Origin of the sequence: Paenibacillus sp. cl123, assembly GCF_900101595.1 — a bacterium.
Lineage (GTDB): Bacteria > Bacillota > Bacilli > Paenibacillales > NBRC-103111 > Paenibacillus_G.
Map to the genome: position 1 here is coordinate 82,024 of NZ_FMYY01000015.1, position 24,278 is coordinate 106,301.

Genomic DNA, 24,278 nt, shown 5'->3' on the forward strand with positions numbered 1-24,278 from the left:
GCAGCAAATTTTCAGACCGGGAGGGAATGCATGGGGCGGCTCAGGGGGCATTTTTACGGGAGCGCAGTCAGCCGTTTTGAGACAGGGGGAGAGACCCGCATCGAAAGCAGTCTCTATGAAGAAGGCCAAGGCACAGACTCCCGGCCCCTCCTCAAGCGTGGAGGACTGGCATCGCTATTTTCGGCACCGGTTTCCTCCCGAAAAATTGTCAGGCTCGCGGGCTATCGAAACGCTGTACAATACGGTGTACGGAGGACTGGCTCCCTCGGGCTCGGCTTGGCCTCCTGCGCTGAAAGAGCTTTATGAGCTGCATACGCTGCTGTTTGCCATGAGACTGCTTGACGAGCTGTCAGGGGCCGGTTACCGGTACGCTTACGGATATGATTACTATACGATGCAGGAAGCGTTGTCCCTCACGTTCGATCAGATTTATAACCGGCTGGTGCATGTCATCCGTTCGATGGAGCCTGCCGAGGCATGGCGTTTATACCCCGAGCGTCTTCAGGAGACAATCGCTTATTTGGCCGTGCACGCTTTCCCGGCTTCGAGCAGTTTTGTTCCCTGGATGCCTGTGTACATCTCCTTATGGAGAGGCTTGCTTGAAACCGAAGCTGCCGCCGAGCGCGAGATTGCCCGTCTCAGCCGTGCGGTTCGGCAGGAAGGCGTGAGCTCGGGCCAGCACGATCAGCTGCTGACCGCTCGGATTATGTTCGATATCGACGCGGGGGAAGATGAGGCGGGGCTGAGTAGGCTGCAGCAGTTCAAGCTGCGCGGGCACGGACGTATATATCCGTTTCTGTATGCCTTTCAGCATGCGGCCCAATGGGCCCGGTTGCAGCTATGGCTGGAGCGGATGGCGCCGATCTTTGTGAGCCAGTGGGGGCAGCCCGATAGGACGTACTATGAATTTTGGAAGACGCTGCTGGACAAGCATCCTGACATGGGCAAGCTCAGAGAGGCATGGGAGAAAACCATGCTTGAACTGCTGCCGAACAGCTTTCCATATTATCTCGATCAGCTCATGGCTCAGGAAAGGTTCCGGGAATGGGTGGACCTGCATATGGCATTCGGCTACACGCCGCTGGAGCTCCGCGTCAGTGATTACAAGCCGATCGAGCAGAAGCAGAAGCATCTGCTGCTCCCCTGGTTCCATCACAGCGTCGAGAAGCTGATCGCGGAGAAGAACCGGGTTGCTTACAAGCAGGCCGTCAAGCTGATGAAAAAGCTGAGAACCATGTACGGCAAGCTGAAGCGGATAGACCGGTGGGAGCTGTATCTGGAGCATGTCAGCGTGAAGTATTCGAGGCTCCGCGCTTTGCAGGAAGAGCTCAAGGTGCTGCGGAAGGAGGGAGCCTAGATGCTGAACACGAGAAGTTATCTTATACAAGGCAAGCCTCTGGCGGAGGGCGGCTGGGCTTTATGGTCTGACGCCGATGACCGGGGCGGGCAGCTTGCGGCCGACAGCCTGCGCTCCAGGCTGTTTCCCTGGCATGAGCGCTCCATGTACGGCGTGCTGCTGGATCAGGGGATTCCCGAACGCAGCGAAGCGTTAAGGCTGTCTGCTTATGATGCGCTGGACTATTTGGCCGAGCCTGGCGCGTCGCTGTACCTGCCTGTCGAATGGAGCGAGACGCTGCAAAGCGCACAAGCGGCGGCGAGATTGCTGCGGCAGGCTTTGGACAAGGGCTGGTATCGCCCTGATCCGGTCGCTTGGCAGCGCGGGGAGCTGGAGTGGAAGCTGCTGCTTCCTGAGGATCGGGAGGAGGCGCTGGTTTGGCTGGAGCGGCGGCTAGCTCCTGAAGGCGTTGATCTGCGCAGCTGGTTCTCCGCTGCTGTCGAGCAGCTGCTGGCGGAGGAGCCGGCCCTGGCGGAAGCCTGGAGCGGGCTGCTGGAGCAGGAGCCCTTGCTGGCGCGCTACCGCGAGGACGCGGAAGCGTTGAAGATTGAGCGGACGAAGACGGACCGCCGCAAGGGCCGGGCAGGCGGGGAGAACGCCGCGGATGGACAGGGTGGATTAGTTGGAGCTGGTGAAGCTGCTGGGCCTGCCGGAACAGCTGGAATTAAGGCTGCAACTGCTGCCGTGGGTAAGGGTGGCGATGCCGCTCTTGGCAACGCACTTATTCTTGCTGACCCAGCAGCGGCAGTCGCATCGGTAACAGGCGCTGCTGTCGGATTCGACGAGGAAGCCTGGCTCGTTTCGATCGGCTGGAAGAAGGACGACATTCCGTTTCGTGTGGCGCTGCAGCTGGTCGAGCCGCAATTCGCTGAGCCAGAGAGCAGCGAGGATGAGACCGGGCAGCAATTGATGCTGGAAGAAGAAGCGTGGACGCTGAGCTTGGTGCTGCAGGACAAGCAGAACCCGGCGATCGTATTCGAGCAGGAGCTGGAGGACGAATCCGTGCAGGAGCTGTGTGAAGCCGTGTCCAGCCGCAAAGGGATTCCGGCAGAATGGACTGCTGCCTTGAAACGCAAGCTGGCTGCAGATCTGGAGCGTATTGCGCTCATGGTTCCAGAGCTGGTGGAAGGCGCATCCGCGTCTTCTGAAAGCACCTTCAAGGGCCGGCTGACAGACGATGAGGCTTGGCGGTTTTTGGAGCAAGACAGCCTTATGCTGCTGCAGGCCGGTTTCCAGGTATTTTTGCCTTCCTGGTGGGAGGAGCTGCGGAGAACACAGCCTCGCTTGAGAGCGCAGCTGCAATCCTCTTCAGCCGGTTCAGGCTCGGGATCCTTGTTTGGGATCGATCAGCTGATCCGGTTTAATTGGAAGATTGCGATAGGCGACACCGATTTGTCGGATATTGAATTTAGCCGTCTTGCTGCGGAGAACAAACGCCTCATGCGTATACGCGGCAAATGGATTCAGCTGGACCCCGTGTTCATTGAGGCCGTACGGAAAGCTATGAAGCGGGTAGGCAAGGGCGGCGGATTGTCTTTCCGCGAGATTATGGAGCTTCATCTGCTGGAGAGCGAGCTTGCCGGGCAGACTGCCCAATCGGAATTCCTGACTGAAACGACGGCTGAGGAAGCGGAGAAGCGGCTGCGCATTGAAGTGGAGTTAAACAGCCATATGGCAGGGCTGATCGGACAGCTTCAGCATACGGACCGTATCCCTCTTGTGAAGGCTCCAGCGGGGCTTCAGGCAAGTCTTAGGAAATACCAGTCGGAGGGTATGTCTTGGTTGCTGTTCTTGCGCAGATTCGGTCTGGGCGCTTGTCTGGCCGACGATATGGGACTTGGGAAAACGATCCAATTTATCGGGTACTTGCTTCATGCGAGACAGGAGGGGCAACGGGTACGGGAAGGTCAAGCAGGTCAAGCAGGTCAAGCAGGTCAAGCAAGCCAAGCAGGTCAAGCAGGTCAAGCAAGCCAAGAAGACCAGTTAGGTCAGACAGATCAAGCGGATCAAGCAGGACAAGCGACTCAGGCAGGACAAGCAGGACAGGCAGATCAAGCGGCTCAGGCAGATCAGGCAAACCAAGCAGGAAAAGGCCGGAGACGGCCGGGAAGGCCCCGTAAGGCAGAAACGGTATTGGCGGAGGCTGGAGCTCCCGATAGTCAGACGACTGTTTCGGCGAATCTGGCTCCTAGCAAGGACAGAGAGGCGGTCTTGAGAGCGGGGGTAGACAGCTCCGTCGCCTCAACTCCAAGCCAAGCAGCGCCGATAGCCGCGGCAGTATCGCCGGCAAGCTTGACCCCGGCCAGCGCACAGGGCCGTCCCCCCGGCCTGCTTATCTGCCCGACCTCGGTGCTGGGCAACTGGCAGAAGGAGTTAGCGAGGTTTGCACCGACGCTGCGTGTGCATTTGCATTACGGTCCGCAGCGGGCGAAGGGAGATGCGTTTGCCCAGTCGGTTCAAGGTTATGATCTCGTTCTCACCTCCTATACATTGGCTCAAATGGACGAGGAAGAGCTTTCCGGCGTAACTTGGGACGTGATCGGGTTAGATGAAGCGCAAAATATCAAAAATGTCCATACCAAGCAATCGGCCGCGGTAAGGCAGCTGGATGCACACCACCGCATTGCGCTGACCGGGACGCCGATTGAGAACCGGCTCACCGAGCTTTGGTCGATCTTTGATTTTATAAATCCCGGCTATCTGGGCACATTAGGAAGCTTCACTCATAAGTATGTGAATCCGATCGAGAAGGGGGGTGCGGATGAGCTGGTGGGTCAGGTGCAGAAGCTGATTAAGCCCTTCTTGCTGCGTCGGGTGAAAAAGGACCCGGCCATCCAGCTCGACCTTCCGGATAAGACAGAGACGAAGGTATACGTGCCTCTCAGTCTGGAACAGGCGGCGCTGTACGAAAACACCGTGCAGGATATGCTCGAGCGGATTGATACGATGGCCGGCATCGAGAAAAAAGGCCTTATTCTGGCCACACTGACCAAGCTGAAGCAAATTTGCGATCATCCGGCTCTGTTCCTTAAAGAGCCGTCCTCGGCGGCCTGGCAGGACCGTTCCAGCAAGCTGGAGAGGCTGCTTGAGCTGGTCGACGAGCTGAGGGAGGAGGGCGACAGCTGCCTGATTTTCACTCAATTTGTTGAGATGGGACATCTGCTCAAGGAGACTCTGGAGCGCGAGCGGGGAGAGCGAGTGTTGTTTCTTCATGGCGGAGTGCCGAAAAAACAACGTGACGAGATGATCGAGAGCTTTCAAGCGGAACTCGCTGCGCCCAAAGAGAACTCCTCGGAGCGGATACAATCTGCAAGCGAAGAGGCTGGGGTGAAGACCGTGTCCAAGCAGAAAAAGGCAGGGGCTGCAGCAGCCTCCGCAGCAGCGAAAGCGGACACGCCCTCCAGCGGGATGATTTTCATCCTCTCCCTGAAAGCGGGAGGCACGGGACTTAATCTCACCGCAGCGAATCATGTCTTTCACTTTGACCGCTGGTGGAATCCCGCTGTGGAGAACCAGGCGACGGACCGCGCCTTCCGCATCGGACAGAAACGCAATGTGCAGGTGCATAAATTCGTCACTCTCGGCACCCTGGAAGAGCGTATCGATGAAATGATCGAGCGCAAGCTCGGACTCAGCGAGCAGATCGTTGGCGCAGGCGAGAACTGGGTGACCGAAATGTCCACAGACGAGCTGCGTGAAATGTTCGCGCTGCGCCGAGAGTGGATCGCGAAGACGTGAGAGCTGTAGAGGAGAAGCTCGTCACTTTTGTAAAAGACCAGGATGTGTGTCGGGTTGTATCGTTTTTTTAGTGGATGAGGACTTCACACTTTATAGGCAGAAAAGCCGTTATTTACAAATGTTGTCCGCGAGGGACATCCGGCAAATGGGGTTATACGAAGCGCAACGTAGCTTTGGAGGTGGATAGAATGTCCAAACGAAAGCGGGATAAAATGAAAGCCAAAGAGCGCCGCCATAACCGCAGCAACGACGTCGACGGGGCAAAACTGACAGTGATCCAAGGCGGCGCTGCCGTATCTGGCAACAAGTCGGCGAACAACAGTCAAGCGGGCGGCACTAAGTCAGCTCGCGTAACGGGATCAACCGCTGCAACCGATGCGGCTTCGCAGACTCGGGAATCCGCGGCTCCTGGATCGGACGCTCCCAAGCGCCGGGGGAGGCCTCCTAAGAATGTCGGTACCGAGGCCCCATCTCAGAACGAGGCGACCAAAGGCTTGCGTATGTCTAGAGGCTCCACGTTAGCGGCGACGTCTCAAAACAAGGCAAGCAAAGGTTCGCGTACGTCCAGCGACTTTGCCCCCGCGGCGGCTGACTCTTCGAAGTCCCAGTCTAATGGTGAATCCACTGCTGAAACCAAGAAAAAACGCGGTTCCGCGAAGAAAAAGACGGCCGTCGATTGGTCGGGCGAGCTCGATTTCGAAGCGGCGCCTCATTTGCGCGATATGTCGCCGGGCTGGCAGCAGCTGTATACTTTGGTGGGCCGGGTGGCCCGTCGCGAGGAAGGTTAAGCCGCAGTACGGCGAGACGCACGAAACAGCCCCTGCTTCTCCGATTGGAGGGCAGGGGCTGTTGGTTTTTCCTGAGTATACACCTGTATCCAGCCAAGTTTCTGACCATACGAGGCATAGTAGAACGCACTATCGGTAAGCTGCATTCTCGTATTCAGGACGGGTTATTTATGGTTTTACGTTCAACAACTGCTGAATCTCATTCTTTTCATTGGCATCGGATGCAATCAGCTTATCATAGAGCGATTGATCGTTTTTGCCCTGCTTTTGCAGAGCGGCCAAATACCAACGGGTTAACTGACGGGTGAAGGCATCACCCAGGTTATCATTCAATCCAAATCTCAGCATAGCCTCCGCCTGATCGTATTTACCTTGGAGGAAATGAATTTGTCCCAAGGACATGCTCATTTGCGGCGTAACCGCGAAGGCGTTGCCCTGAGCTTGTTCTTTAGGAAGATTGGCGAGCGTCTGCTGACGGGCATCAAATTTTGAGTACAGTTGGATCGCCTGCGTCCAGTATTTGTCCTGAGTCGCCTGGTCCTTCTTATCGAAGGCTTGCAGACCCAGGCGCGTATTCAGATCAATGGCCGTTTGATAAAGCTCCACTTTCCAGGGGAAATTGTTAATTTCCGCCGTTGTCAGATCCAAGGCTCCTTGCGTGTCCTCCTTCATCAAATAGCTTTGGATACGCTGAGAGATCAAGCCGAAATCATAGGGATTTTTAGCCCGTGCTTTATCGAGCAAGCTAACGGCTTCGTTATAAAAATTTTCATCCTTGGTCTGGTTGTACACTTGGAACAAAATGGCCGTTTTCTGCTGCACATACTCGGGCTGAGTTGGCCTCGTCTCCAACGCTTGGTTCAGGGGCGCGATAATTTGGTTATAGTCAGTCACCCCGTTGGTCAGTAGGCGCGTCGTTTCTTTAAAGCTGCGATTAGCGTTGACGAGTTGAACCGATGTGAAGAACATCACCAGCGCGATCAAGGCCATGGCCGAAGGGAATGCCCATTTATAGGTCGCTACCTTTTGAAACCAGTTTGTTTTAATTTCAATGGCGTCACCGGACACCATGGCTCCCAAGCATAAGAAGACCAGCAATCCCAGGTACACATAGCTCAGATTGAAGTCCAAGGAGCTGTGGACGAGCAGAGCGATCGCTACGATGTAGAATATAAACCGTTGCTCGCGCTGTTCTTCGGTTTGTCGCAAATAATTGCGGATATAGATATAAAAGATAGCAATAAGAATACAAGCGAGAATGAGCGATCCAACGAGACCCGTTTCCCCGAGATACTGCAGATAGAAGCTATGAGCCTGTCTGCTCGTATAAGGGTTGTTCTGGTACTTCTCGTAGAGTGCTGACCAAGCGCCGCCGCCGGCCCCGATAACAGGGTGGTCGATAAATACTTTGATGGCATCCTTGTAGAAAGTACCTCGTTCCAAGACACTGTGCTGCTGGAAGTTGATATTTTCAATTCTTGTACGGATGTTTTCTGGTAAAGCTTTGGTTAAGCCGGTATCGGTCAGGAGCAGAACGGCACCGATGGATCCGACGATAACAACGGCGACCGGAAACATGACCTGGGACAAACGCTTTTGTTGAAGCTTAGTAAGAGCTTTCTCAAGCCGAGGCTGAACGAATAGCTGTAGAGGCACGGCTAAAATAATATTAATTGTAATGATGGTAAGTAAGCTTGTCCAACTGCCGAGCACAAGTGAAGCATCATATCCGTTTACTAATTGCAACCCTGCGTTTGTTATCTTATTCAATATGACGATGGTTAGAGCAAAAGAGATAATAAGATGGAGCAAGTAGGTTGCTTGTTTATAGATGTTCAAAAAGGGAATAACGAGTATGACTATAACGGGTAGAACAACTAATGCTCCCCGCGATAGGGTCAGTAAAAGTGATATAATAATAGGAACCATGATTGCTGTATGAATGGCAATTGCGTACCATTTTTTAGAAGTGACGATAGAATAAACAGCAACCAATAGTACAGCAATTAAAAATCCGGCATACGTATTGGCGTATTGAAATACTGAAGTGAGTCGAGAGCCATTTTCATCAGAATAAACCGCATGATTGTAATAGTTTAAAGCTCCAGGGTTGTAGATAAACCATTTAACTATACTGTACGCGATCTCTTTCAGCCCCAACCAGTTCATGAGGCCGAAGATGACAATGAAGTATGCTGAGGAAATGATAACATTTTTAAGAAGTATAAGACCTGATTTGTTATTGGATATATAGTATGCTAATAAAAAGAAGGTAACGTATACAATCTGAATGCAAAGCATACTAAAAGCAAATGTGGAAGAGGCTGCAGAAATCATAGAGATCAAATATGATAACGGCATAAGCCATATTGCTACTACGAGAAGATCGGATTGATGTTCTATCCTCCATTGGGAAAATAAATAAATTGAAAACAAAAATAGAAGTATACACGTCCATAACAATGAAGAAAAAATCGGGCCCTCAAAATCAGCTTGATTTCCGTTAAATAATCCTCTTTGAAAAGGTGCCCAAAAGAGAAATATGGATGTAAGAATCATCAAAGTCCAAAAAATAAGAGAATTGGAACTGCTCGGAGAAGTGGTCTTATCTTTAGTTCCATAATATCCTTTACGGGGATTTTTATAACCCATGTCTATTACTCCTTATCCGTCTCATACTTTCTATAATGTACTACAAGATTTTATCATATTTTGTTTGTCACGCCAAATGATGTTAGGTGGTGGATTATTCTACGGATAACCGCAGGAAAATGCTCAAATGGGCTAACTCTATTTAGAGATCAACTTCAAGTTAATATATATCTCTAACACCCAATGGGAACAACAAGAGGGGTAACAAATGGAGGTAGAAATTTTGTATTCAAAGTGCTACACTCGGTTGGAGTAATATAAAATAATTGTCGGTTTTTTGAATATGTTTTTTTAGGGGAAAGTACAATGCCTACAGTTTCTGTTATTATGAGTGTGTATAATACGAACGATGCGCAAGTGCTTCAGCTTTCTATTCAGTCCATATTGGTGCAAACTTTTGCTGATTTTGAGCTTATCATTTGTGACGACGGTTCGACCGATGATACCTATGATATTTTGGCAAACATTTGCAAATGCGACAGTCGAATTAGGCTTTATAAAAACGATACAAATTTAAAGGCAGCTGCCTCACGTAACCGATGTATTTCTCTGAGCCAAGGGAAATATGTAGCAATCATGGATGCCGATGACTGTTCCGCTGAAAATAGACTTGAAAAGCAAGTTGCTTTTCTTGAACAATACGAGGACTATGACTTTGTTGGAAGCAGTGCAGATTTGTTCGATGAGAGAGGTATTTGGGGACGAAGGACGTATGAAAATTTCCCCAAGAATAAAGATTTTTTATTTGTGTTGCCGTTTGTTCATGCTTCAGTCTTGTTCCGCAAGAATGCTCTAGTAGCGATAGGTGGCTATCGTGTAGCTAGGGAGACGGCACGAACCGAGGATTATGATTTGTTTATGCGTTTGTACGCTAACGGCAGTAAAGGGGCAAATCTTGCGCTAGTGTTGTACTTGGTCCGGGAAGATAAGGCCGCGTATAAACGAAGAAAGTACCGTTTTAGAATTGATGAGGTACTTGTGAGATATAAAGGATTTAAAGCCCTTGGTCTATTGCCGGCAGGCTATATATATGTTGTTAAGCCGCTTATTGTTGGAATTATTCCGCAAGGTTTGCTTAAACGGGCTAAAGACATTTATTACAATCGGAAAAAAGCAGGTGGGTTATGATAGATGCGGCTTCATTCCCGAAAGTATCCATAATTATTCCGGTTTACAACGGCTCAAATTTCTTAAGAGAGGCGATAGATAGTGCATTATCACAAACATATCCCAATATCGAGGTTCTCGTCATTAATGATGGTTCGAACGACGATGGCGCAACTGAATCAATAGCCTTATCTTATGACAATAGAATACGTTATTACGCAAAAACAAATGGGGGAGTTTCCTCGGCGCTTAATTTTGGAATTGAGCAAATGAGAGGCGATTATTTCGCGTGGCTTAGTCATGATGATGTGTATAAGCCAGAAAAGGTGCAGCGGCAAGTTGAATTTCTTCAAAAAAGCCATAACATTGATACCATTATATATGGTGGTTATGAATTAATAGATGCTAAATCTAAAAAAATCGGAGACGTGGATTTTGGTAAGTTATATCCGACAAGCAAGCTAAATGTCCCTCTTTTCTCCGTATTTAGGGGCCTTGCAAATGGCTGTACAATGTTAATTCACAAAAGCCATTTCGAACGATCGGGTAGGTTCAATGAAGGTTTACGCACCACTCAGGATTATGATCTTTGGTTCAGAATGTTCAGGATTGCTGAAGTAAGATTTTGTCCGGGACTTTATGTCCAATCCCGTGTTCATTCGATGCAAAACGGAAGGACAAATGTTCAGCATGATGAAGAATGCGATAAGCTGTGGATTCAAATGCTGGATCAGGTAAAGGAAGAAGAAATGTCGGAGATGGAAGGGGATTCTTATCTCTTCTATTATCGAACAGCCCAATATCTAAAGAGACATTCCAATTACCGCAATGCGGAGCAACATGCAAGGAAGCTGGCAAATGAGATAGCGTTAAAGTTGGGCAAAAACCACTTACAAATTGGTCAAAAAGAGCCGCCTTTATTCATGTTGAGTGGGAATAAAATACAATTAATCCGAAGACTTATTCAAAATGTCAACCAGGAAGGTTTGTCGACAACAATTCTTAAAATCAAACGAAAGCTTGGTAAATAGGGACGCTTAGCAATGGCAAAGCATGTATCAATTGTTTCTTAATTCCTTAAATCTTTAGCTGGGATCAATTTTACGAATTTAGGAGTGAGTATATGTTTAAAGATAAAACGCTACTTATTACTGGTGGTACAGGCTCTTTTGGCAATGCTGTCTTAAGACGGTTTTTGAACAGTGATATTAAAGAAATTCGAATTTTTTCCCGCGATGAGAAAAAACAAGATGATCTTCGGAATGAATATAAAAATCCCAAAATTAAATTTTATGTTGGGGATGTTCGAGAATATTCAAGTATAGAAACAGCTATGGGAGGCGTTGACTACGTTTTTCACGCTGCGGCCTTAAAACAAGTGCCTTCCTGCGAGTTTTTTCCCTTAGAAGCAGTTCGCACTAACGTATTAGGAACGGAAAATGTTCTAAATGCTGCAATAGCCAATCAAGTAGAACGAGTAATATGTCTGTCCACAGACAAAGCCGTATATCCAATTAATGCTATGGGAATGTCCAAAGCTATGATGGAAAAAATTGCTGTCTCTAAGGCGAGAATGGGAGTGAATCACAATACCGTTATTTGCGTCACGCGGTACGGTAATGTAATGGCATCTCGAGGGTCCGTTATTCCGTTGTTTACCAAACAACTCAAGACAGGACAGCCAATAACAATCACTGACCCTAAAATGACCAGATTTATGATGTCTTTAGATGATGCTGTTGATTTGGTTTTGTTCGCCTTTGAACACGCTAAGGGTGGGGAACTCTTTATACAAAAAGCTCCAGCTGCTACCATAGAGGTATTGGCCGAGGCGATGCGAGAAGTTTTTGATACAAACACTGACATCACTTGTATTGGAACTCGTCATGGCGAGAAATTGTATGAGACACTTTTAACGCGTGAGGAAAATGTGAAAGCAATTGATTTAGGGAGATACTATAAAGTTCCTATGGATGACCGGGACTTAAATTACGGGAAGTTTTTCGTGGATGGTGAAAAAGTAATAACAGAAGCAGAAGATTATAACTCTCACAATACGGAGAGATTAAGTAAAGATCAAATGGTCGAAATGCTGAAAAATCTTGATTATATACAGAACGAACTGAAAACTAAGACATATAGTGAGGGTTATTAAAATGAAGGTTATGACTATTGTTGGGACTCGTCCAGAAATCATTAAACTAAGTTGTGTCATCGAAGAGTTAGATAAATATACACAGCACGTTTTAGTCCACACTGGACAAAATTACGATTATGAACTAAATGAAATATTTTTTACAGGAATGGGGATTCGTAAACCTGATATTTTTCTTGAAGCTGTCGGTAACACAGCAGCAGAAACCATTGGTAATGTTATTATTAAAACGGATGAACTGTTTAAAGAAATGAAGCCCGATGCCGTTCTATTGTATGGGGATACCAACTCTTGCTTGGCAGTGATCTCAGCTAAAAGAAACAAAATACCTATATTTCATATGGAAGCCGGTAATCGTTGCTTTGATCAAAGGGTACCCGAAGAAATCAATCGTAAAATTGTTGATCAGCTAAGCGACATTAATATGACATTAACTGAACATGCGCGTCGATATTTAATTGATGAAGGAATTAGACCTGAAACCATTATTAAAACTGGATCATCTATGAAAGAAGTACTAGAAAGACAAAGGGAGAATATAAAAAACAGTAATGTGATGACAAGATTAAAGCTCGATAATGGAGACTATTTTGTTGTTAGCGCTCACCGTGAAGAAAATATAGATTCTCCTAAGAATGTCAGCGATTTGGTTGAATCCCTTAATGCGATTGCAGAAACTTATTCAAAAAGAATCATCGTATCCACTCATCCTAGGACGCAAAAATTGATTGAGCGTGATAATTTTAAATTTCATAAACTGATTGAATTAATGAAGCCATTAGGGTTTGCTGATTATATAAAGCTTCAGCAAAATGCTTTTTGTGTAATTTCGGATAGTGGTACAATTACAGAAGAATCTTCCATATTGCACTTCCCAGCCATTACGATTAGACAAGCGCATGAGCGGCCGGAGGGAATGGATGAAGGAACTCTCGTTATGTCCGGGTTGAAGAAAACCAATGTTTTAGATGCAATCAATCTTGTGGTTTCTCAATATGCCGAGAGTAAACAGCCGTTAAAAACCGTTCAAGATTATGATACAGACAACGTTTCTAAAAAAGTCGTAAGAATTATTCTAAGTTACACAGATTATATTAATCGAACAGTTTGGAAAAAAGAACAGTAGAGGGATAGATTACTATGAAAAATGTTGCTGTACTCGGTGCTACAGGAATGGCTGGTCATGTCATTGCCTTATTCCTTGAGGAGCAAGGTTATAATGTTTATCGGATGTCTAGAAGTATTGCACCGTCTGATAAAAATGTTCAGATTGATGCAACTGATTTCAATAGTTTAATTGCATGGCTTGAAGAAATAAAACCTGACGTGATTGTAAATTCAATCGGGATCTTGCAAAAAGAAGCCGATGCTCGCCCGGATTTGGCCATTCAGTTGAACGCTTACCTTCCCCGTAAATTAGAACAGCATTTCAAAGATTGTCCAACCAAGTTAATACATTTGAGTACGGACTGCGTATTCTCAGGAGCAACGGGAGGATATACAGAAGATTCATTTGCGGATGGTATGACTATGTATGACCGTTCTAAAGCTTTAGGTGAGGTTGTAAATGAAAAAGATCTAACCTTCCGTATGTCCATCATTGGACCAGATACTGATGTAAATGGAACTGGTTTATTTAACTGGTTTATGAAGCAGCAAGGAGTCACGAAGGGATATTCTGAAGCCATTTGGAATGGGGTAACAACAATAGAGCTTTCCAAGGCCATTGATGCGGCTATCAAGCAAAACATATCTGGGTTGTATCATTTAACACCAAATGGGAAAATCAACAAGTACGATTTATTGTGTTTATTTCAGAAAGAGTTTGAGAAGAAAAACGTAGAAATTGTACCTTTCGATAATTATGTAGTTGATAAAACACTTATTAATACACGTACCGACTTTGATCATGTAATACCAACTTACCCTGATATGATCAAAGAAATGGCTGTATGGGTGAAAGAGCATAAGGGGTTATATCACTATGAATAAATTATTGATAATGTTTAGTGGTTTTTTTAAGTATAACAACTTGTTGTTAGAATTAGTGGTAAGGGATATAAAAATCCGTTACAGAAAATCCGTACTAGGACTTCTTTGGACATTGCTAAACCCATTATTAATGATGTTAGTAATGACAATGATATTTTCTTCACTTTTTAAAACAAATATTCCATATTTTCCGGTTTATTTTCTTACAGGTAGCATCTTATTCAGTTTTCATTCTGAGGCTACAACGCAAGCACTTATGTCAATTATTTCAAATGCCAGTCTTATAAAAAAGGTGTATATTCCCAAATATTTATTTCCCTTGTCTAGAGTACTATCAAGTATGGTGAATTTAGGGTTTGCTTTTGTTGCATTACTATTGGTAATGGTTATAGAGGGGGCACCATTCCAAGCAACATGTATTCTATTCTTTATACCTATTTTTTACTTAACCTTATTTACAACCGGTTTAAGCTTAATTTTATCTGCGATGACGGTATTTTTTAGAGATATTAACCATTTATATGGAGTTTTCACTCTTTTGTGGACTTATATGACACCAATCTTCTACCCAGCATCTATTATTCCTAATCAATTCAAATGGATACTCGAATATAATCCAATGTATTATTATATTAGTTTTTTTCGCAACGTAATAATCGAGGGTAAATTTCCAGGGCTTGCTGATAATTTGGTTTGTTTCACAATAGGAATTTTGACGCTAATAGGAGGTTTGATTACCTTCTATAAATGTCAAAATAAATTTATATTGCATGTTTGATTAAGTTAGTTTATGGGGGAGATCATTTTGTCAGAGAATATTGTTGAAATTAATGATGTTTCCATGCTATTTAATCTAAGTCGAGAAAAAGTTGATAATATTAAGGAATATTTTGTTCGTTTTATTAAGGGAAAGTTAACCTTTGAGGAATTTTGGGCGCTGAGGAATGTATCTTTTAATATAAAGAGAGGAGAGTCGATGGGAATTGTTGGTTTAAATGGTAGTGGGAAAAGTACTCTCCTTAAAATTATTGCAGGTGTTTTAAAACCAACTACTGGGAACATTTCTGTCTATGGTTCGGTAGCTCCACTTATTGAGCTAGGAGCTGGTTTTGATTTTGAACTGACAGCTAAAGAGAATATTTTCTTGAATGGGGCTATTCTTGGCTATAGCAGAGCTGAAATGAAAGAAAAGTTCGAAGAAATTATGGATTTCGCTGAGTTGTGGGATTTTGTTGATGTGCCGATTAAAAATTTCTCTTCTGGTATGGTAGCAAGACTGGGCTTTTCGATTGCTACTGTAAATAGACCGGATATTTTAATTGCAGATGAAATTTTGGGAGTCGGTGATTACAAGTTCAAAAAAAAATGCGAGAAAAGAATGGAAGAAATAATGAACAGCGGCGCAACAGTAATATTGGTCTCACACTCAATTAAAGAAGTACAGGATATTTGCTCTCACGTTGCATGGTTAAATAAGGGGCACTTGATTAATGTTGGTCCAGCAGAAATAGTTTGCGATGAGTATATGGCTAGCATGGAATGAGACATGTCAAGATGAAAGTTCTACATGTAACAGAAACTATGGCTTCTGGGGTTTTAAAATATCTTCGAGAAGTAGTTGGTGCTGGAAACAGCGAGGAAGTGAAACATTTTATTATATATTCTCCTAACCGAGAATATACGCCGGTAGATTTGGACAAACTTTTTCCTTCTACAGTTACGTTGATTGAGGTAAACATTAAAATCAAATATGGTTTTATACAAAGTATGAAAGCTTTGTATGTACAAATTAGTAATATTAAACCTGATGTAATACACTTGCATTCCTCAATAGCAGGTTTCATAGGAAGATTAGTTTCACTTTGGTTTCCAAAAGTTAAAGTATTCTATACTCCACATGGATATAGTTTTTTAATGACAAATAAAATGAAATTAGTAAAAATGACATACTGGTTAGCGGAATTTATATTATCACAAATAAATGGTCAGATCATTGCTTGTTCCAAAAGCGAATATAAGTATGCACAAAAAATAAGTCCTCTTCATAAACATTATTTATTAGAGAATTGTATAAAACCATTTCAAAATGAAAACGACAGAAAATTTTCTTTTCGATATAAAAAGCAAATGATCGGTGTAGGGAGAATGGAACACCAAAAAGACCCTAAACTGTTTATCGAAATTATTGCTGAACTCAAAAAAATTGATGCCACAATTAAAGCAATTTGGGTTGGTGATGGTTCACTGAGACAAGAATGTGAGCAGCTGAATAGTGAACTGAAAACTAATGTATTCTTTACGGGATGGCTTTCAAATGATAAAACTGTTGAATATCTTAGAGACTCAACGGTTTTTCTCCAAACATCGCAATGGGAAGGGTTACCATATTCCGTATTGGAAGCATACGCGGCAGGATTACCTGTAGTAGCTAGCAATATTGAAAGTCATAGAGACTTAAATGAAAACAATTATGTATGTTTTATTGCGGAGAACAAAATGCAATTTGTTGAACACATAGTAAAATTGTTAAATGACGAACAATTTTACTATAGTTCATCAGAAAAAAATAGAAAAAACATAGAAGGAAAATATCAAAAATTCTCACGCGATATTTATTCAATCTATAAGGAAAAGTTTAACGAATAAGCGATCTCTTTTCTATTTGAAGAATAATTATTAAATAATATTAAGTTGGTGAGGTTGGATAACAAAATGCCTAAAGTTTCTGTTGTAGTTGCAGCATACGAATCCGAAAGGACAATAAAAAAATGTATAGATTCTATATTGAATCAAACATTGAGCGATATTGAGATTGTCGTTATTGATGACGGTTCAAAAGATAACACACTAAATATTTTAAATGATTATAAAAACAAATATAGTAAAATACAGGTGTTCTCAAACAATGTTAATCGGGGTGCTGGTTACACTAAAAATCTTGGTGTTTCAAAATGTACCGGTGAGTATATTGGGTTCGTTGACTCCGATGATTATCTCTCAGAAGATTACTATAAAAAAATGTATGACGTAATAAAGAAAAATAATGCTGATATAGCATGTGTGAATATTGCACTAGTGTATCCACAATTTACTCAGACATCATTTTTGTTAGAAAACAACACGTATGTAGACTTTAACCAAATAAAATTTAATCAAAAAGCGGAAGAAATAGTGCTTGATGGGCTTATAATTGCTGGTCATTGGTCCGCTGCATCAGCAAGTAACAAGCTTTTTAAAAGCGAATTAATAAAAAAATATTCTTTTTATGAAGGCGCTTGTGATGATGTGCCGGCTGTAATACCTGTTATAGCATGTGCAAACAAAATAGTCTATATTCCTGAATTGTTTTACAATTACGTACAATCCGAAAATTCTTTAGAACGCTCACTGGATTACAAAAATAGAATAGATGTTGCTAATTCATATGCACTGACTTTAAGTAAATTAGCTGAATTAAAAGTATCTGATGAATATGCTATGCTATTATTTGTTCAATTATGTAGTTATATAGAAACAATCCGTAATATCAAAGATCCTTCTTTTAGTTTTAAGATACTAATGTCTATTTGTGAAATTATAAAAGATTTGAGGTTTCTACAAACAGATAAAAATCCATACCTAAAACAACTTTTTATTACGCATACTGATTATAATAGCTTTTACTTAGTTAAATTTAGAAGATTTTTAGTTGATCATGATTATGCTAGTTTAGAAGAATTTATTCTGCGCGGAGAGGAAACAAAAACGATGTACAATCCGCTTGTTTCTATAATAATACCGGTTTATAATGGCTCGAATTATATGAGAGATGCTATTGACAGTGCGTTATACCAGACTTATAACAATATTGAAGTTATCGTAATTAACGACGGATCTAAAGATGATGGACAAACAGAGAAAATAGCATTGTCTTATGGTGATAAGATTAGATACTTTAGAAAAGAAAATGGTGGCGTGGCGAGTGCGCTAAATTTAGGTATTGAAAAAATGAAAGGTGAATATTTTTCTTGGCTAAGTCATGATGACTTATATACAAACAATAAAATTGAAAATCAAATTGAAATACTCTCTAAATTAGAGGATAAAAAAACTTTAGTAACGGGAGGATACGTAGTAGTAAATTCGAGTGGTGAATATTTATATGACGTAGATCCTTTGAATAATCACATGATAGAGGATTTGGAGAATACTGTATACCCATTATTGCGTGGAGCTATTCATGGGTGTGCAATATTAATTCATAAAAGCCACTTCGAACGTGTAGGGATTTTTAATACAAATTTACCTACAACACAGGATTATGATCTTTTCTTTCGGATGCTCAGGGGGCAAAAAATTCATTTTCATAAAGGCTTGCATGTGAAATCACGTGTACACGATCAACAAGATAGTAGAAAATTAGTCAATGTTCATGTTGAAGAATGTAATCAATTATGGATTAATATGATGAAGGAACTAACTTATGAAGAAAAATGTTTAATAGACGGTTCCGAATATTCTTTTTATAAAAATATATATAATTTCCTTAAGAATGTAACATTATATGAAAAAGCAATCATATATTCTCTCTCTAAATTTATAGAGACGGCAAGAGACGAAATGATTAATAATCCTAAAAATACAGAATTATTGCAAGATTTACTAAGTTGTGTGGGCGTTACAGAAAAAGAATATTATGTTTATCGCAGCGAAGTTACAAAAACAAATAATAAAAAAAGAATTGCATTTTTAAGCGGTGCGTTAACAGAACTTGGTGGACTGACAAAAGTATTGCTTAGTGTAGCAAGTATGTTAAGTGAGCATTTCGATGTATTTATAATTAATCTATTTGGCGAGCAATTAATTGGTGGTTACGAGTATTCTGATAATATAAAAATTTTGAATTATAATACCTATGTAACTACAAAAGATTCAGAGAATGAGCTAGCCAAGCGGTTAAAGTTATATAATATTGATTTAGCCGTGATTAGTCATAACTGTAATGAGGTATTTTTACGACTATACCCTGTTCTTCGTATGTATAATATTAAAACAATTGCATGGAATCATGAATTCTACTTTTTACCTCATATTAAAGAAGAATTATATAAAGATATTCCGTCAAGAACTAAATACTTAGAAGAAGCAGATGTAGCTATTTGGCTAAATAGTTTTAGCGCTAATATCTATGCATTGTTAAATTCTAATGCAGCTATATTACCAAATCCAGTTACAATTAGCCATCTTAACGAGAATGAAATGGTTGAAATAGAAAAAAGACCTAAAAATTTAGTGGCTATTGGTCGTTTTGATGATAGTCAAAAAGGACTAGAACAATTGCTTTATGCTTTCGCGGAAGTTTTGAAAGAAATCCCATCAACAAAATTATATATCGTAGGATCTTATGACTTATCACAGCCTACTTCCACAAATAGAAATTTGAGCTACAATAAATTAATTCGGAACTTAGATATTCCTGATACAAAAATTATTTTTACAGGATGGATAAAAGACATTACACCATATTTGAATAGCAGCTGTGTGCATCTAGCGCCTTCACATCACGAGGGTTTTGGTCTTGTAGTAACTGAAACTGCTTTTTATGGATTGCCTTCAATTATATTTGAAGGCTCGGGTATGGACGATATTGTTTCAGATGGGGAGTCTGGATTTATAGTCCCAATGGATGATTTCTCTGCAATGGCTGAAAAAGCAATTGAATTGCTAAAAGATGATGAGTTACTAAAAAATATGAGTGGCAATGCCAAGTCAATATGCTTATATTACGAACCCAATAAAATAATTGCCAAATGGAGAAAACTAATAAATGCCATTTTAGAGATGAGTGATTTCGAGCTGTCTCAACTTTTAAAAGATGAATTTATGTACCCCGTCAAGAATCAAGAATCCTTTATTAGACAAGCTATCCAGGAATATGATAAATTTACTTCAAAAATACATTTTTACAGCAATATAAAACCCCAAAATGACAACCAAAATAGGGATAATACTGAAATTGTTTATTTAGCCACCAATAATAATATAGAGTTATATGAGCTAGAGATTGCAAGGATGCAAAAATCTTTATCCTGGAAAGTAACAAAGCCATTGCGATTGTTTAGATTAACATTGAGATCGCTAAAAGAAAATGGATTAAAAAGTACCATCAAAAAAATAATTGTGAAAATCAAAAACAAGTTGTAAATGTAAAAAAATTGAGGTGAATCAAGTATAAGCCTTAATAAAAGTAGAGCTTCTTCGAATTTTATACATCAACGAATTTAATCATGAAATAGAGTTTTCCAAAAGCATAAATTCTATCTAATACAGTTTGCTTTCAGAAACGCATAATCTATGTCAATTAGCTAGGTAGGTTAAGTTACAGAAAATACTATGAATTGCGAAAGGAAACAATTAAATGAATGATATTAGAAATGTTATTTGGACAGAACCGGAAGAATTCCTTCAAAAAGGAATTGAACGGATTATTGAAGTAGATGTACTTTTGGATATCGGGTGTGGTATTGTGCCACATGACGATTATATATTGCCCAAAGTTTACATTTGCTGCGAGCCATATCAAGAGTATATAGAGATCCTGAATGAAAAAATCGATAAGAAAACAAATACTATTTTTGTAGTATTAAACTATGATTGGGAGGCAGTTGTCAATCATTTTGCTGATGAATCAGTTGACACCGTTTTTTTACTGGATGTTATCGAACATCTTGATAAAGAAACTGGAAAACAATTATTAGCAAGGACAGAACGAATTGCAAGAAAACAAATTGTGATCTTTACTCCACTTGGATTTGTTGAGAATGAAACTATGCAGGACGGAAAAGATGCTTGGGGCTTGAATGGTGCGGAGTGGCAAAAGCATAGATCAGGATGGGTTCCAGAAGAATTTGATGGTACTTGGGACATTGTTGCTTGCGAAAATTTTCATTCGCATAATAATATTGGTCAGAAACTTGAAGAGCCGTTTGGAGCTTTTTGGGCAATAAAAAATAAAAAGTTAAGTGACACAACTTGGCCGTCACTTATTAACAACAAAGAGAACCTAGTACCAAGCATTATGGGGAGAGTAGATCAAGTAATTCAGCTTTTAAAAGCAGAAAACGTCAGTTTATATAATCAGAAATTAAATTGTGAAAAAGAAAATTTTGATTTATCTCAGGAATTATTACTAGAAAAAAATCAGAGTTTGACGAAAGATCAAATGATTACTTCACTACAAGATACTCTCGCTGAATCAAAAGAAAATATTGCGGCATTAAAAGATGATATTACAACATTAAAAGATAATATTTCTGTACAAAGCGATAATGTTATTCGCCTTGGTTTAGAAAAAGATAAGTTGGAAAAAGAGAAGGTGAAAACACTCCAAGATTTAGAAGTGCTTAATATGGAGAAACAGAATTTAATGATAGAAAAGTTGAAATTAGAAGAAAGATGTTCAACTCTAGAACATGAAATTAATGCATTCAGACATAGATATCGGTTTTTAGAACGATTTAGGGGGAAACAATAACTTTCTTGAAAACCAAAGACGCTTACTCATAATTCAAGGCACTGTTCCCTTTGGAATGTAGCAGTTAGCTATGCGTAGCCGATCCTGAATGTACGTGCGTATCTTGGGATGATCGGTTTTCTGTCAAAACTATGCGCTGTTCGAACGTCTATGGCCTGCCATTGCCGTTGTATGGAGACGGTAGAATATGCTAGATGAGATGTATCTAGAATCACTGCAGCGCGATTGCTCTCGTTCTTCATAAAAGTAGATGGCGATGTTTATAACATCGGGAGCAACAACGAGCGAACGAATATGTAAATTGTGAAGACGATCCTTTATGAGCTTGGCAAGGATTTACTGAAGGACGTACATGGAAAGGTGGTATTTTCCAACCTAAGCTGTGGAATTAGCCAAATTCCTCTTAGCGCTGTTGTATCGCAAAGTAAATGATCACACAAAATCCAAGAATCATGCCACAAATAGCTTCAGCGTATACATTGTTTCTTAAATAATAGCAGAGACTGTATTATAGATGTGAATATAACATTTTTAACAGTTATACAGTAACCCTTTAATCGATGTGGTCGGGTCGAATTCGTTTCATACCGATATACCGAAAACAATGGCTTCGCAGGTGTTCACAATCAAGGGACTCGCAAGATATCGAGCGATTACTTCCTGATTTTTCCACGAATGTTGATCTGATGTCGGACTATAACTTTGTTCAGACGCAGGCGAACCCCATGAAGAAGGAGCCTTAACGCGACAGCGCGGCAGGGCTTCCCTTGTTCAAGGTGGCACACTTTATGGTTGACAGTGCTGGGCTCATGATTATGAAGACTCGGAGGCATTTAACCGAGGGCATACCAGTCTCATGATGATCAAAATGATGGTCAAAAATGAAATGCCGTCCTACTATGAAAGCTTATGATGCCGCTGATGGGTCTGTAATGGGTCTGTCAAGAATTTTGTGTAAACTCATTTAGGGTATCCCCCCCTAGGGGGGGAGTCAGCGAAGGTGCTGCCCGACGCGGTCCGGGAAAAAGACGGGGAGTTGGAGCAGCATCTGTCCCCAGTTCTGGACGCGGCCAGTCCACTTCCGGATCACGTCCATGGTCGAGAGATAGAGCATTTTGAGCAGTGCCTCATCGGAGGGAAAGATGCTCTTGCCCTTGGTCACCTTGCGTAGTTGCCGATGGTAGCTCTCGATGATGTTCGTGGTGTAGATGAACTTGCGGATTTCCGGCGGATACTTGAAGAAGGTGGAGAGCTCTGACCAGTTGCTGCGCCAGGAGCGCACAATGAGCGGATACTTCGTACCCCAGACCTCTTCAAAGCGATCGAGTTCCACGACTGCGGCTTCCTCCGTGGCGGCCTTGTAAATCGGTTTCAGATCGGCGGTGACCTTCTTGAGATCCTTGTAAGATACATAGCGCGTCGAATTCCGGATCTGGTGGATGATACACTTCTGGATTTCGGTTTGGGGATAACAAGCCGTGATCGCCTGGGTGAATCCGGTCAGGTTATCCACACACGTGATCAGGATGTCTTGAACGCCGCGATTCTTCAATTCGTTTAAGACGATCAGCCAGAACTTCGCCGACTCGTTCTCGCCAATCCACATGCCCAGTACGTCCTTGTTCCCGTCCAGATCAATGCCGATCACCATGTACGCCGCTTTGTTCACAATCGCGCCGTCCTGCTTGACTTTAAAGTGGATAGCGTCCAGAAATACGACGGCGTATACGCTCTGCAGCGGCCGATTCTGCCATTCTTTGATAAGCGGAACGATCTTGTTCGTGACATTGGAGATGAGGGTCGGCGACACCTCAATGCCGTACAGCTGTTGCAGATGATCCTGGATCTCCCGCGTGCTGACGCCTTTGGCGTAAAGGGCCACAATTTGGTCTTCAATGCCGGTGACATTCGATTGATGCTTCTTCACGACCAGCGGCTCGAAGGCGCCTTCCCGGTCACGAGGAACGGCAATCTCCTGCTCGCCGTATTCGCTGGTGACCGTTTTCCGGCTCTTGCCGTTGCGGCTGTTCGTCGTCTGTTTGCTTTTCGCGTCATGCTTCTCATAGCCCAGATGCGTATCTATTTCTGCTTCCAGCATCTCCTACAGCGTCTCGGCAAACAGATTTTTCAACGCATTTTGGGCATTCTGCGCCGTCACCAACTGGTTCTCTTTGGTAAACGCCCGCAGCTGCTCTTTTGTCCATACTCCCATGTGTGCTCCCCAACCTTTCCTCTTATTCCATTGTATTGGTTTTGGGAGTTTACGCAATTTATTTTACAGACTCTGTAATAGCTACTTTCGGTTATCCCCTAATAAGCCAACATTAGCTTTTTGGCACTTGGTTGGGGTTTATTGGAAACCTTCAGTCGATCAAAGCAAAGGGGTACGATCAAGCAACGAACGCCATTCCTGCTATCCTCTAAAAAACGGTAGATTGAATAACAGAAGCTGCCCATCAGCTGCTTTAGAAACCAGCTGTTAGTTAGTGTTTCAATTTCTCGTAAAATTTTCTCTTGAGCCTGACTTCTGCTCTCCTATCGTGGGATCGGTTCGAATCGCTTGGCTAGACATAGGTATGCATCTAATCCCTCATAACATCGCTAAACAGTTCTTTTGATTGTCATCGTAAGTACATTTATAGTCAAGAGCGTCATCTCTGGATTCGGCAAATAATTGTAAGTAATCGTTATCAAACGCACGATTCCATTCCACTCATCCTACCACCTCATACGCTATTGCCATAGTATATGATTCTAAATGCTCTTTGTAAAATGTCTACGATTCTCTCTTTTTTCATAGATTCATGGTATAATAATTGTCGAGATTACAAGGGAAGGGTGCTTGCGCTAGAACTCAACATGATTTTCGTAAACTACAATAATAAAAAACTCACGCAGCTAGCCCCTAATCCACTTGACACTTTTTAACCACTTCAG

Annotated in this window: 14 protein-coding genes and 1 pseudogene; 13 read left to right on the top strand and 2 right to left on the bottom strand. The window is 42.5% G+C overall.

The window, feature by feature from the left end; translation table 11 throughout:
• Nucleotides 1–115 precede the first annotated feature (115 nt).
• From BLR08_RS20865 to BLR08_RS20875, 3 genes are all read left to right on the top strand, one after another.
• On the top strand, nt 116–1,357 hold the full coding sequence (locus tag BLR08_RS20865) for a hypothetical protein (RefSeq protein ID WP_143014425.1): 1,242 nt from the start codon (nt 116–118) through the stop codon (nt 1,355–1,357).
• A complete protein-coding gene (locus BLR08_RS20870) occupies nt 1,358–5,134 on the top strand; it encodes a DEAD/DEAH box helicase (RefSeq protein WP_090586400.1) in 3,777 nt (1,258 codons plus the stop codon).
• Nucleotides 5,135–5,322: 188 nt separating this feature from the next.
• Nucleotides 5,323–5,922, top strand: a complete 600-nt coding sequence (locus tag BLR08_RS20875) for a hypothetical protein (RefSeq protein ID WP_072331215.1) — start codon at nt 5,323–5,325, stop codon at nt 5,920–5,922.
• Nucleotides 5,923–6,090: 168 nt separating this feature from the next.
• On the opposite strand, the gene BLR08_RS20880 is transcribed toward BLR08_RS20875, so the two are convergent.
• A complete protein-coding gene (locus BLR08_RS20880) occupies nt 6,091–8,574 on the bottom strand; it encodes an O-antigen ligase family protein (RefSeq protein ID WP_083537164.1) in 2,484 nt (827 codons plus the stop codon).
• 306 nt (nt 8,575–8,880) lie between these two features.
• On the opposite strand from BLR08_RS20880, the gene BLR08_RS20885 reads away from it, so the two are divergent.
• From BLR08_RS20885 to BLR08_RS20930, 10 genes are all read left to right on the top strand, one after another.
• Nucleotides 8,881–9,702, top strand: a complete 822-nt coding sequence (locus BLR08_RS20885) for a glycosyltransferase family 2 protein (RefSeq protein ID WP_072331213.1) — start codon at nt 8,881–8,883, stop codon at nt 9,700–9,702.
• Nucleotides 9,699–10,712 carry a glycosyltransferase gene (locus BLR08_RS20890; RefSeq protein WP_072331211.1) on the top strand — a complete coding sequence of 338 codons (1,014 nt, stop codon included), beginning with the start codon at nt 9,699–9,701 and terminating at the stop codon, nt 10,710–10,712. The genes BLR08_RS20885 and BLR08_RS20890 overlap by 4 nt, the downstream gene beginning before the upstream one ends.
• A gap of 92 nt (nt 10,713–10,804) precedes the next feature.
• Complete coding sequence (locus tag BLR08_RS20895) at nt 10,805–11,836, top strand: polysaccharide biosynthesis protein (RefSeq protein ID WP_072331209.1); 1,032 nt, start codon at nt 10,805–10,807, stop codon at nt 11,834–11,836.
• A 1-nt stretch (nt 11,837) separates the two neighbouring features.
• Nucleotides 11,838–12,962, top strand: coding sequence for a non-hydrolyzing UDP-N-acetylglucosamine 2-epimerase (gene wecB / locus BLR08_RS20900; protein WP_072331207.1), 1,125 nt, complete (start codon nt 11,838–11,840; stop codon nt 12,960–12,962).
• Between the two features lie 14 nt (nt 12,963–12,976).
• Entirely contained in the window at nt 12,977–13,828 is an 852-nt protein-coding gene (locus BLR08_RS20905) for a dTDP-4-dehydrorhamnose reductase family protein (RefSeq protein WP_072331205.1), read from the top strand.
• Nucleotides 13,821–14,606, top strand: a complete 786-nt coding sequence (locus BLR08_RS20910; RefSeq protein ID WP_072331203.1) for an ABC transporter permease — start codon at nt 13,821–13,823, stop codon at nt 14,604–14,606. The genes BLR08_RS20905 and BLR08_RS20910 overlap by 8 nt, the downstream gene beginning before the upstream one ends.
• Nucleotides 14,607–14,633: 27 nt before the next feature.
• On the top strand, nt 14,634–15,371 hold the full coding sequence (locus tag BLR08_RS20915) for an ABC transporter ATP-binding protein (RefSeq protein WP_072331201.1): 738 nt from the start codon (nt 14,634–14,636) through the stop codon (nt 15,369–15,371).
• An 11-nt stretch (nt 15,372–15,382) separates the two neighbouring features.
• Nucleotides 15,383–16,474, top strand: coding sequence for a glycosyltransferase (locus tag BLR08_RS20920; RefSeq protein ID WP_072331199.1), 1,092 nt, complete (start codon nt 15,383–15,385; stop codon nt 16,472–16,474).
• Between the two features lie 66 nt (nt 16,475–16,540).
• Nucleotides 16,541–20,011, top strand: a complete 3,471-nt coding sequence (locus tag BLR08_RS20925; RefSeq protein ID WP_072331197.1) for a glycosyltransferase — start codon at nt 16,541–16,543, stop codon at nt 20,009–20,011.
• Nucleotides 20,012–20,225: 214 nt separating this feature from the next.
• On the top strand, nt 20,226–21,341 hold the full coding sequence (locus BLR08_RS20930) for a methyltransferase domain-containing protein (protein WP_072331195.1): 1,116 nt from the start codon (nt 20,226–20,228) through the stop codon (nt 21,339–21,341).
• A gap of 991 nt (nt 21,342–22,332) precedes the next feature.
• On the opposite strand, the pseudogene BLR08_RS20935 reads toward BLR08_RS20930, so the two are convergent.
• Nucleotides 22,333–23,553 (bottom strand): annotated as a pseudogene (locus BLR08_RS20935) (IS256 family transposase).
• Between the last annotated feature and the right edge of the window lie 725 nt (nt 23,554–24,278).